The 12,197-nt window shown below is 46.2% G+C and carries 8 protein-coding genes and 1 pseudogene; all 9 read right to left on the bottom strand.

The features are described 5' to 3' along the window. Positions 1–4,019: DNA-directed RNA polymerase subunit beta' (gene rpoC / locus R7P35_RS23290; RefSeq protein WP_318092704.1), on the bottom strand; the 4,019-nt coding region annotated here is incomplete at its 3' end. 104 nt (positions 4,020–4,123) lie between these two features. Further along, a complete protein-coding gene (gene rpoB / locus R7P35_RS23285) occupies positions 4,124–8,152 on the bottom strand; it encodes a DNA-directed RNA polymerase subunit beta (RefSeq protein WP_005384685.1) in 4,029 nt (1,342 codons plus the stop codon). A 252-nt stretch (positions 8,153–8,404) separates the two neighbouring features. Next, a complete protein-coding gene (gene rplL / locus R7P35_RS23280; RefSeq protein WP_005382540.1) occupies positions 8,405–8,773 on the bottom strand; it encodes a 50S ribosomal protein L7/L12 in 369 nt (122 codons plus the stop codon). A gap of 57 nt (positions 8,774–8,830) precedes the next feature. Next, positions 8,831–9,325 carry a 50S ribosomal protein L10 gene (rplJ, locus tag R7P35_RS23275; RefSeq protein ID WP_005382538.1) on the bottom strand — a complete coding sequence of 165 codons (495 nt, stop codon included), beginning with the start codon at positions 9,323–9,325 and terminating at the stop codon, positions 8,831–8,833. Between the two features lie 293 nt (positions 9,326–9,618). Continuing rightward, a complete protein-coding gene (rplA, locus tag R7P35_RS23270; protein ID WP_005384683.1) occupies positions 9,619–10,320 on the bottom strand; it encodes a 50S ribosomal protein L1 in 702 nt (233 codons plus the stop codon). A 4-nt stretch (positions 10,321–10,324) separates the two neighbouring features. Then, positions 10,325–10,753 (bottom strand): 50S ribosomal protein L11, encoded by a 429-nt coding sequence (gene rplK, locus R7P35_RS23265; protein WP_005384682.1) that lies wholly within the window; start codon positions 10,751–10,753, stop codon positions 10,325–10,327. A 164-nt stretch (positions 10,754–10,917) separates the two neighbouring features. After that, positions 10,918–11,466: a transcription termination/antitermination protein NusG gene (gene nusG, locus R7P35_RS23260; protein WP_005384681.1), complete on the bottom strand. Its 549-nt coding sequence runs from the start codon at positions 11,464–11,466 to the stop codon at positions 10,918–10,920. Between the two features lie 13 nt (positions 11,467–11,479). Next, a complete protein-coding gene (secE, locus tag R7P35_RS23255; protein WP_005384680.1) occupies positions 11,480–11,860 on the bottom strand; it encodes a preprotein translocase subunit SecE in 381 nt (126 codons plus the stop codon). Between the two features lie 266 nt (positions 11,861–12,126). Continuing rightward, positions 12,127–12,197: pseudogene (locus R7P35_RS23250) on the bottom strand (elongation factor Tu); the annotation flags it as partial.

Below are 12,197 nucleotides of genomic sequence, written 5' to 3'. Positions count from 1 at the left end.
CGCTTACCAGAAACCGCAGCTTCTGTTAGTACGCGAGTTGTCTCCTGGAACGATGCCGCAGAGATGAACGACTCAGTCGCTAGAGATGCTTTAGTAATACCTAGTAGTTCACGTTCGAAACGTGCAGGCTCTTTGCCTTCAGCTTCTAGGTTACGGTTAGCAATCTTAACTTGTGAGTACTCAATCTGTTCACCAGGTAGGAACTCAGAGTCACCAGAGTGAGTAATAGTACACTTACGTAGCATCTGACGAACGATAGTTTCAATGTGCTTATCGTTAATCTTAACGCCTTGTAGACGGTAAACTTCCTGTACTTCGTTAGCAATGTACTGCGTTACCGCGTGTACGCCACGTAGACGTAGGATGTCATGTGGAGACTCTGGACCATCTGCGATCACATCACCACGTTCAACTTTTTCACCTTCGAATACGTTCAACTGACGATGCTTAGGAATCATCTCTTCGTAAGCTTCACCGCTTTCACGTGTGATCACTAGGCGACGTTTACCTTTCGTCTCTTTACCAAAGCTCACAGTACCTGTGTGCTCAGCAAGGATTGCAGGCTCTTTCGGCTTACGTGCTTCAAATAGGTCAGCAACTCGTGGAAGACCACCGGTGATATCTTTGTTACCGCCAGACTTCTGAGGAATACGTGCTAGTGTTGCACCAACACCTACTGCTGCGCCATCTTCGATGTTCACAATCGCTTTACCAGGTAGGAAGTAGTGAGCTGGCATATCAGTACCAGGGATCATTACATCGTTACCTTGCTCGTCAACAAGTTTGATAGCTGGACGCATATCTTTACCTGCTGAAGGGCGAGCTGCTGGGTCAGTTACTTCGCTTGAAGATAGACCAGTTAGGTCATCAGTTTGACGAGATACTGTTACGCCGTCGATCATATCTACGAACTGGATGCGACCTGCTACCTCAGTAATGATAGGTAGTGTGTGCGCTTCCCAGTTTGCAACTGTTTCGCCAGCTTGAACTGTATCACCATCGCCTTTGCTTAGTAGCGTACCGTAAGGCAGTTTGTGCTTCTCTTTAGTACGACCAAACTCATCAACGATAGTTAACTCTGTCGCACGAGAAGTGATAACGATCTTACCGTCATCAGCCAATACAGATTTAGCGTTGTGTAGCTTGATAGAACCGTTGTTCTTAACTTGAACACTGTTCTCTGCCGCTGCTGTCGATGCCGCACCACCGATGTGGAACGTACGCATCGTTAGCTGTGTACCTGGCTCACCGATAGACTGAGCAGCAATAACACCCACTGCTTCACCTTGGTTCACTAGGTGACCACGTGCTAGGTCACGACCGTAACATTGTGCACAACAACCGAAGTCAGAATCACACGTTACTACAGAGCGCACTTTCATGCTGTCTACTGAGTTCTCTTCCATGATTTGACACCATTTCTCATCGATCAGGGTGTTACGTGGAATAAGAACGTCTTCAGTGCCAGGTTTTAGTACGTCTTCAGCAACAACACGACCAAGAGCAAGCTCAGAAAGTGCAACTTTAACATCACCACCCTCGATGTGAGGCATCATGTCGACACCTTCGTGAGTGCCACAGTCATGTTCAGTTACAACAACGTCTTGAGCAACGTCTACTAGACGACGAGTTAGGTAACCCGAGTTCGCTGTTTTCAGTGCCGTATCCGCAAGACCCTTACGAGCACCGTGCGTTGAGATAAAGTACTGAAGTACGTTTAGACCTTCTTTAAAGTTCGCTGTGATCGGCGTTTCGATGATTGAACCATCTGGACGCGCCATCAGACCACGCATACCCGCAAGCTGACGAATCTGTGCTGCAGAACCACGAGCGCCCGAGTCCGCCATCATATAGATGCTGTTGAATGACTCTTGCTGTTCCTCTTCACCGTCACGGTTAACTACCGTTTCAGATGAAAGGTTTTCCATCATTGCTTTCGCAACACGGTCGTTGGTCGATGCCCAGATATCGATAACTTTGTTGTAGCGTTCGCCCGCAGTAACAAGACCTGATTGGTACTGTTCCTGGATTTCACGTACTTCTTCTTCCGCTTCTGCGATTTCAGTGTACTTAGCTGCAGGTACAACCATATCGTCGATACCAACAGATACACCAGAAAGTGCCGCGTATGCGAAACCTGTGTACATGATTTGGTCAGCGAAGATTACTGTGTCTTTCAGACCTAGTTTACGGTACGCCTCGTTAAGTAGGTTAGAGATTTGCTTCTTACCTAGCTTTTGGTTAACGATGCTGTACGGTAGACCAGCTGGCACGATTTGCCATAGCATTGCACGACCAACAGTGGTGTCTACCATCTTGGTTTCTGTAGTGCTGTTGCCATCTTCGTCTACAACAGTTTCTGTAATACGTACTTTAACGCGTGCGTGAAGCTCAGCTTGTTTAGTGCGGTATGCTTTCTCAGCCTCTTCTGGGCCAGAAAGGTACATGCCTTCACCTTTCACGTTGATCTTTTCACGAGTCATGTAGTACAGACCCAATACAACGTCCTGAGAAGGTACGATGATCGGATCACCTGACGCTGGCGACAGAATGTTGTTTGTCGACATCATCAGAGTACGAGCTTCAAGCTGTGCCTCTAGAGTTAGAGGTACGTGAACCGCCATTTGGTCACCATCGAAGTCCGCGTTGTACGCCGCACAAACAAGTGGGTGTAGCTGAATCGCTTTACCTTCGATCAGTACTGGTTCGAACGCCTGGATACCTAGACGGTGAAGTGTCGGTGCACGGTTCAATAGTACTGGGTGTTCACGGATTACTTCGTCTAGGATATCCCAAACGACCGCTTCTTCACGCTCTACCATTTTCTTAGCAGCTTTGATTGTAGTCGCAAGACCACGAGTCTCTAGCTTGCTGTAGATGAATGGTTTGAATAGCTCAAGTGCCATCTTCTTAGGAAGACCACACTGGTGTAGACGAAGGTATGGACCTACTGTGATTACAGAACGGCCAGAGTAGTCTACACGTTTACCTAGAAGGTTCTGACGGAAACGACCTTGTTTACCCTTGATCATATCAGCAAGAGATTTCAGAGGACGCTTGTTAGAACCTGTGATCGCACGACCACGACGACCGTTATCTAGTAGCGCATCAACAGACTCTTGCAGCATACGTTTTTCGTTACGTACGATGATGTCCGGAGCAGCTAGCTCTAGAAGACGCTTCAAACGGTTGTTACGGTTGATCACACGACGGTATAGATCGTTAAGATCAGAAGTCGCAAAGCGACCGCCATCTAGAGGTACTAGAGGACGTAGATCTGGCGGAAGTACTGGAAGTACAGTTAGGATCATCCACTCAGGGTTGTTACCCGATGCGATGAACGCTTCTACCAGCTTAAGACGCTTAGTTACTTTCTTACGCTTAGTTTCAGAGTTTGTTGTCTCTAACTCTTCACGCATTTGTTCTGCTTCAGCGTGCATATCCATAGAACCTAGTAGGTCCTTGATAGCTTCCGCACCCATCTTAGCAGTGAACTCGTCGCCCCACTCTTCTAGACGATCTAGATACTCTTCTTCAGTAAGCATCTGACCTTTTTCTAGATCAGTCATACCAGGCTCTGTTACTACGTACATTTCGAAGTACAGAACGCGTTCGATATCACGTAGAGGGATATCCATTAGTAGACCGATACGAGACGGTAGCGATTTTAGGAACCAGATGTGAGCTACTGGTGAAGCCAGTTCAATGTGGCCCATACGGTCACGACGAACTTTAGTTTGTGTAACTTCTACACCACACTTCTCACAGATAACACCACGGTGCTTCAGGCGCTTGTACTTACCACAAAGACATTCGTAGTCTTTAACTGGACCAAAGATACGCGCACAGAACAGACCATCGCGTTCAGGTTTGAACGTACGATAGTTGATCGTTTCAGGTTTTTTAACTTCACCGAAAGACCATGAACGGATCATGTCTGGTGAAGATAGACCGATTTTGATTGCATCAAATTCTTCGGTCTTATGCTGTGCTTTTAGAAAGTTTAATAAGTCTTTCACAATCAGCTCCTGTAAGGAGTTAAAAGGAGCTCACTCGCTAAAGTGAGCACCTTCTTCCAAATAATCGCTTTGATTCTCTCGACTTTCATCAAGAGAGAAAAGGATTACTCTTCGTCTTCTAGCTCGATGTTGATACCTAGCGAGCGGATCTCTTTCAACAGTACGTTGAACGATTCTGGCATGCCAGGTTCCATGCTGTGGTTACCGTCTACGATGTTCTTGTACATCTTAGTACGGCCGTTAACGTCATCCGACTTAACCGTTAGCATTTCTTGTAGCGTGTAAGCAGCACCGTATGCTTCTAGTGCCCATACTTCCATCTCACCGAAACGCTGACCACCGAACTGAGCTTTACCACCTAGTGGCTGCTGAGTTACTAGGCTGTACGAACCAGTTGAACGAGCGTGCATCTTGTCATCAACAAGGTGGTTCAGTTTCAGCATGTACATGTAACCAACAGTTACAGGACGCTCAAACGCATCACCTGTGCGACCATCAAACAGTGTTAACTGACCTGATGTTGGTAGATCTGCTAGCTCAAGAAGTGCTTTGATTGACTCTTCTGGAGCGCCATCAAATACAGGAGTCGCGATTGGTAGACCGCCACGCAAGTTCTTGATCAGAGTACGTACTTCATCATCAGATAGAGAAGCAATGTCTACTTTCTGGCGAGTGTCGCCTAGATCGTAAACTTTTTGTAGGAACTCGCGGAATTTCGCTAGTTCTTGCTGCTCTTTAACCATCTGGTTGATCTTGTCACCGATACCTTTCGCTGCCAGACCTAAGTGTACTTCTAGGATCTGACCGATGTTCATACGCGAAGGTACACCCAGTGGGTTAAGTACGATGTCTACAGGCTGACCTTTCTCATCGTATGGCATGTCTTCAACAGGGTTGATCTTAGAGATTACACCCTTGTTACCGTGACGACCCGCCATCTTATCACCAGGCTGAATGCGACGTTTAACCGCTAGGTAAACCTTAACGATCTTCAGGACGCCAGGTGCTAAATCATCACCTTGAGTGATCTTACGACGCTTAGTTTCGAACTTCTTATCGAAGTCAGCTTTTAGCTCATCCCACTGCTCAGCAAGTTGCTCAAGCTGAGTTTGTAGTGCGTCATCTTCTAGCGTTAGTTCTAGCCACTTCTTACGATCAGTTGTGTCTAGTTTCGCTTCAGAGTAACCGCCTTCAATCAATACAGCTTTAACACGGTTTAGAAGGCCGCCCTCAAGAATCTGGAATTCTTCAGTTAGGTCTTTCTTCGCTTCTTTAAGCTGCATCTGTTCGATTTCAAGCGCACGCTTGTCTTTCTCTACGCCATCGCGAGTAAAGACTTGAACGTCGATGATCGTACCTGATACAGAGTTAGGTACACGTAGTGAAGTATCTTTAACGTCAGATGCTTTTTCACCGAAGATTGCACGTAGTAGCTTCTCTTCAGGCGTTAGCTGAGTTTCACCTTTAGGTGTAACTTTACCAACTAGGATGTCGCCACCCTTAACTTCAGCACCGATGTAAACGATACCTGACTCGTCTAGTTTAGACAGAGCAGACTCACCTACGTTTGGAATATCCGCTGTGATCTCTTCAGAACCAAGCTTAGTATCACGCGCCACACAAGTCAGTTCTTGGATGTGGATAGTCGTGAAACGGTCTTCTTGAACTACGCGCTCAGATACTAAGATCGAGTCTTCGAAGTTGTAACCGTTCCAAGGCATGAACGCGATACGCATGTTTTGACCAAGCGCTAGTTCACCAAGGTCTGTTGAAGGACCATCAGCAAGAACGTCACCGCGTGATACAGGCTCACCTGGCATCACACATGGGCGCTGGTTAATACATGTGTTCTGGTTAGAACGTGTGTATTTAGTCAGGTTGTAGATGTCGATACCAGCTTCACCTGGTACTAGCTCTTCTTCGTTAACTTTAACAACGATACGAGAAGCATCTACTGACTGGATTACACCACCACGTTTAGCAACTGCAGTTACACCTGAGTCAACTGCTACGTTACGTTCAATACCAGTACCAACAAGCGGTTTGTCAGCTTTCAGTGTTGGAACTGCCTGACGTTGCATGTTCGCACCCATCAATGCACGGTTCGCATCATCGTGTTCTAGGAACGGGATAAGCGATGCAGCGATAGATACAACCTGGTTTGTCGCAACGTCCATGTACTGAGCGTGCTCACGAGGGTGTAGACCAGATTCACCTTTCTGACGAGCTGTGATCAGCTCATCTGCAAAAGTACCATCTTCGTTTAGCTTAGCGTTCGCCTGTGCGATAACGAATTGGCCTTCTTCGATTGCAGATAGGTAATCTACTTCGTCTGTTACTACGCCATCTACAACGCGACGGTATGGTGTCTCTAGGAAACCGTACTCGTTACAACGCGCAAACGCAGATAGAGAGTTGATCAGACCGATGTTTGGACCTTCAGGCGTTTCGATAGGACATAGACGACCGTAGTGAGTTACGTGTACGTCACGTACTTCGAAGCCAGCACGTTCACGAGTTAGACCGCCAGGACCCAACGCAGAAATACGACGCTTGTGCGTTACTTCTGATAGCGGGTTGTTTTGGTCCATGAACTGTGAAAGCTGTGAAGAGCCAAAGAATTCTTTAACTGCCGCAGAAATTGGCTTCGCGTTGATCAAGTCTTGAGGCATGATTGCGTCAAGATCGCCTAGGCTTAGACGCTCTTTAACTGCACGCTCAACACGTACTAGACCTACACGGAACTGGTTCTCAGCCATTTCGCCTACAGAACGGATACGACGGTTGCCTAGGTGGTCGATATCGTCCACTTCGCCCTTACCGTTACGGATCGCGATCAGCTTCTTCATCACTTCGATGATATCAGTTTCATCAAGTGTGCCTTGCTCTTGAGCATCTTCACGGCCGATAGAGCTGTTGAACTTCATACGACCAACAGTCGATAGATCGTAACGCTCTTCAGAGAAGAATAGGCTTTCGAATAGAGCTTCTGCAGCTTCTTTTGTTGGCGGCTCACCAGGGCGCATCATGCGGTAGATTTCTACCAATGCAGAAATACGATCAACCGTGCTGTCAATACGTAATGTTTCTGACATGAATGGACCGTGGTCTAGATCGTTCGTAAATAGAACTTCTAGCGCTTTGTGGCCTGCCTGAGATAGGTTCGCTAATGCTTCCAGGCTGATTTCCTGGTTAGCGTTAACAATGATCTCGCCAGTTGCTTCATTGATGTAATCTTTAGATGCAACTTTACCAACGATGTACTCAACTGGTACTTCGATGTGATCAACGCCATCTTTTTCTAGTTGGCGGATATGACGAGCTGTTACGCGACGACCCTGCTCAACGTAAACTTTACCATTTGCTTCGATGTCGAATGACGCAGTTTCACCACGTAGACGATCAGGAACCAACTCCATCAATAGAGTTTGGTCTTTCACTTCGAAGTTCACTTTCTCGAAGAAGATATCTAGGATTTCTTCTGTCGACTTACCTAGTGCTCGAAGGATGATCGATGCTGGTAGCTTACGACGGCGGTCGATACGAACGTACAAGTTATCCTTAGGATCAAACTCGAAATCAAGCCATGAACCACGGTAAGGAATAACACGTGCGTTGTATAAAACTTTACCTGAAGAGTGGGTCTTACCCTTATCGCTGTCGAAGAACACGCCTGGGCTTCGGTGCAGCTGGGATACGATAACCCTCTCGGTACCGTTGATTACGAAGGTACCATTGTCTGTCATGAGTGGAATTTCACCCATGTAGACTTCTTGTTCTTTAATGTCTTTTACAGTACCTGCTGGCGCGTCTTTATCAAAGATAACTAGGCGTAGTTTTACACGTAGTGGCTTTGAGTAAGTTACACCGCGGATTTGACATTCTTTAACGTCAAAAACTGGCTCACCAAGACGGTAGCTAACGTATTGCAGCTCAGAATTGCCGTTGTAGCTCTGAATCGGAAATACAGAACGGAAAGCGGCTTCAAGACCGTATTGACCTTCAGGATCCTGTTCGATAAATTTGTCGAACGAATCGAGCTGGATCGATAGCAGGTATGGAATGTCCAAAACTTGTGGACGAGTACCAAAGTCCTTACGGATGCGCTTTTTCTCGGTATAAGAGTAAACCATGGGGTTCCTCAGCTCGCTGATAAGTGACCCAAACTGTCCGCCCGCTCCTAGTTACTTAAGGGGGGTAAGGGACAGTGACTAATATAGCTGTTTACTGTAGTGACATTTCATTTCGTAAGAATGAAATGTTTTTTGCATGGATATCAGGCGCTTAAACAGCGGGAAAATTCGCCTATACCCTACAGCGCAAAAAGGCCGGTGGTTAAAAAACCACCAGCCAATTAGCCGTTAGGCTAAGAAACTATGCAATAATTACTTAACAGCAACAGTTGCACCAGCTTCTTCTAGCTGAGCTTTAAGAGCTTCAGCTTCTGCTTTCTCAACACCTTCTTTAAGAGGTGCTGGAGCGCCGTCTACTAGAGCTTTAGCTTCTTTAAGACCTAGGCCAGTTGCGCCACGTACTGCTTTGATTACAGCAACTTTGTTACCGCCAGCAGCTTCTAGGATTACGTCGAATTCAGTTTGCTCAGCAGCAGCTTCGCCTGCAGCAGCGCCGCCAGCTACAACAGCAGCAGCAGCAGAAACACCGAATTTCTCTTCCATTGCTTCGATTAGTTCAACAACTTGCATTACAGACATTTCTGCAACTGCGTCTAGGATTTGCTCGTTAGTAATAGACATAACAATTCTCTTTTAAGTCAACAATAAGTTTATTAAGCAACCAGTAAAAAGCAAGGCTTATGCCGCTGCTTCTTGTTTTTGATCGCGGATAGCTGCGATAGTACGCGCCAGCTTGCCAGCCGAAGCTTCTTTCATGCACATCATTAGGCGTGCAATTGCTTCGTCGTAAGTTGGTAGTGTTGCTAGTACTTCAGCGTCAGTTAAAGCGCCTTCAAATGCAGCAGCTTTGATCTCGAAATCTTTGTTCTCTTTAGCGAAGTCTTTGAAAAGACGCGCTGCAGCACCTGGGTGCTCATTAGAGAATGCGATTAGAGTAGGACCAGTGAAAGTGTCAGTTAGACACTCGTACTCAGTACCTTCAACCGCACGACGAGCAAGAGTGTTACGAACAACTCTCATGTAAACGCCAGCTTCACGAGCTTGTTTACGTAGAGAAGTCATCGCGCCAACTTGAACGCCACGAGAATCAGCTACAACTGCAGAAAGTGCACCACTGGCAGCTTCGTTGACTTCAGCAACAATTGCTTTTTTGTCTTGAAGGTTTAAAGCCATCTTGGATTTACTCCTGGTTGTCGTTACACCACTCACTATCATCACGACAGTGAGAGCTATTGAGGTGCTTCCCCAGAAGAAAGTTAACTATATTACATAGAGCTTTCTGTCAGTTCGGGCACCATCTACGTAGGATAATTAAGTTTGCTTTTACACAAACACCTACGGTCTTGGACGGAGACTGGGTCTTAATTCATTTCGAACTAGGAGACAGTTCAAAGAACCAAAGTTCAGCCCCAACCACAAATATTAGGCGCAAAATTATACACTAATTTTGCGCCTAAGCAAATAAATTATGCTTGAGTGTTCAGGCTAGCCTGATCAACAGCAACACCAGCACCCATAGTAGTAGAGATGCTTACTTTCTTCAGGAAAGTACCTTTCGCTGAAGATGGCTTAGCTTTCTTCAGAGCAACTAGAAGTGCTTCTAGGTTCTCTTTGATCTGCTCAGCAGAGAAGTTTGCTTTACCGATAGTAGTGTGGATGATGCCGTTTTTGTCGTTACGGTAACGAACCTGACCAGCTTTAGCGTTTTTAACTGCTTCAGCAACGTTAGGAGTTACAGTACCAACTTTAGGGTTTGGCATAAGACCGCGAGGACCTAGGATAGTACCTAGTTGACCTACAACGCGCATTGCATCTGGAGAAGCAACAACTACGTCAAAGTTCATTTCGCCTTTCTTAACTTGCTCAGCAAGATCTTCCATACCTACGATGTCTGCGCCAGCTTCTTTAGCTGCTTCAGCGTTAGCACCTTGAGTGAACACTGCAACGCGGATTTCGCGGCCAGTACCGTGAGGTAGTACAGTTGCACCACGTACGTTCTGGTCAGATTTACGAGCATCAATGCCAAGGTTAACAGCAACGTCTACAGACTCAACGAATTTAGCAGTCGCTAGTTCTTGAAGAAGAGCAACAGCTTCGTTGATTTCGTATTCTTTAGTTACGTCAACTTTTTCGCGGATTACGCGCATGCGCTTAGTTAGTTTTGCCATCTTATTAACCCTCTACCACTAGGCCCATTGAACGAGCAGTACCAGCGATAGAACGCTTCATCGCTTCGATGTCAGCACCAGTCATATCAGCAGCTTTAGTTTCTGCGATTTCTTGGATTTGAGCGTCAGTTACAGTACCAACTTTTTCAGTGTTTGGACGACCTGAACCAGACTTAACGCCAGCAGCTTTCTTAAGAAGAACAGCAGCAGGTGGAGTCTTAGTTACGAACGTGAAAGAACGGTCGCTGTATACTGTGATAACTACTGGAGTTGGTAGACCTTTCTCAATAGATTCTGTTTTTGCGTTGAACGCTTTACAGAATTCCATGATGTTCACACCGTGTTGACCTAGTGCAGGACCTACTGGTGGACTAGGGTTAGCCATACCAGCAGCAACTTGTAGCTTGATGTAAGCTTCAACTTTCTTAGCCATGATAATTCCTAAGTTTGGGTACAAACGCTAATCGCGGATCAGCTCCCCGTTTGTGTAAGAAACTTTTTACTTCACTTGAAGTAAAAAGGCGCGAAATTATAGTCATAATCCGCGCCTTATACAACCCTAAAAAGGTGATTTTTTATACTCTTTAACGAAGAGTCTTAGTCCAGCTTTTCAACCTGACCAAATTCAAGCTCAACTGGTGTCGCACGACCAAAGATCGATACAGACACTTTCAGGCGGCTCTTCTCGTAATCCACTTCTTCAACAGTACCGTTGAAGTCAGCAAATGGACCTTCGTTAACACGTACCACTTCACCCGCTTCGTACATTGTACGCGGACGAGGCGCTTCACTCGCTTTCTCAAGACGATTAAGAATCGCGTCAGCCTCTTTATCCGTGATAGGTGCCGGACGGTCTGAGGTACCACCAATGAAGCCCATGACACGCGGCACACTGCGTACTAGGTGCCATGATTCATCGTTCATAATCATCTGAACAAGGACGTAACCTGGGAAGAACTTACGCTCAGATTTGCGACGCTGACCCGCGCGCATTTCCACTACTTCTTCAGTAGGAACCAGTACTTCACCGAATAGCTCTTCCATGCCGTGCATTTTGATATGCTCGCGCAGAGATTGAGCTACACGACCTTCAAATCCAGAGAAGGCTTGAACCACATACCAGCGTTTTTTTGGAGCTTCACTCATGAATAAAAACCCTCTATACCCCAGTTGCTAGAGCTACTAGACGAACCATAATTCCGTCAATACCCCATAGCACTAGAGCCATTACAATACTTACAGCTAAAACGATCAGTGTTGTTTGCATGGTTTCTTGGCGAGTAGGCCAAACAACTTTACGTACTTCCATACGAGATTCTTTTGCAAAACTGATCGCTGCTTTACCTTTAGTCGTTGTTGCTGCAACGCCTAAGGCAGCTGCAATAAGAACAACAACGCCTGCAGCACGAACCACTACAGACATTTCACCATACAGGTAATTACCCACAACAGCGGCAGCTGCCAATACGAAAGCGGCTACCCACTTAAACGTATCTGCTGCGTTTGAGCTATCAGGAGTTTCAGCATTATTTGCTTTCATAAAACCAACCTGTTACAAGTCTTAATATAGACGACAACAACCCCGCTGTTGCAGGGCAAACTCCATATCGCTGAAAAAATCAGCGTACTCTTCTTAAGATTAAGCCTCTTTGCTTAATCTTGCTCTGCGCCCAACCCACTTCTGAACAAGAAAACAGCAAAAATAATGTTGAGTGCAGAAAAAGGGCATCAAATGATGCCCTTTTTGCTACTGGTTCGTCAAATCTAATTCAAGATTTTCCGAAAGCATCGCTAATTCGCTATGAATTAGTCGAAGATCTTAGCAACAACACCAGCACCTACTGTACGGCCACCTTCACGGATCGCGAAACGTAGAC

It is taken from the genome of Vibrio sp. Vb0304 (assembly GCF_033338995.1).
GTDB classification, from domain to species: Bacteria; Pseudomonadota; Gammaproteobacteria; order Enterobacterales; family Vibrionaceae; genus Vibrio; species Vibrio alginolyticus.
Note: the sequence above shows the minus strand (reverse complement) of the source record. Positions and strands in the feature narration are given on the sequence as shown.

Coding starts and splice junctions, on each gene's coding strand:
- rplJ (WP_005382538.1), bottom strand. CDS start 9,325: ATGGCTTTAAACCTTCAAGACAAAAAAGCAATTGTTGCTGAAGTCAAC.
- rplL (WP_005382540.1), bottom strand. CDS start 8,773: ATGTCTATTACTAACGAGCAAATCCTAGACGCAGTTGCAGAAATGTCT.
- nusG (WP_005384681.1), bottom strand. CDS start 11,466: ATGAGTGAAGCTCCAAAAAAACGCTGGTATGTGGTTCAAGCCTTCTCT.
- rpoB (WP_005384685.1), bottom strand. CDS start 8,152: ATGGTTTACTCTTATACCGAGAAAAAGCGCATCCGTAAGGACTTTGGT.
- secE (WP_005384680.1), bottom strand. CDS start 11,860: ATGAAAGCAAATAATGCTGAAACTCCTGATAGCTCAAACGCAGCAGAT.
- rplK (WP_005384682.1), bottom strand. CDS start 10,753: ATGGCTAAGAAAGTTGAAGCTTACATCAAGCTACAAGTTGCTGCTGGT.
- rplA (WP_005384683.1), bottom strand. CDS start 10,320: ATGGCAAAACTAACTAAGCGCATGCGCGTAATCCGCGAAAAAGTTGAC.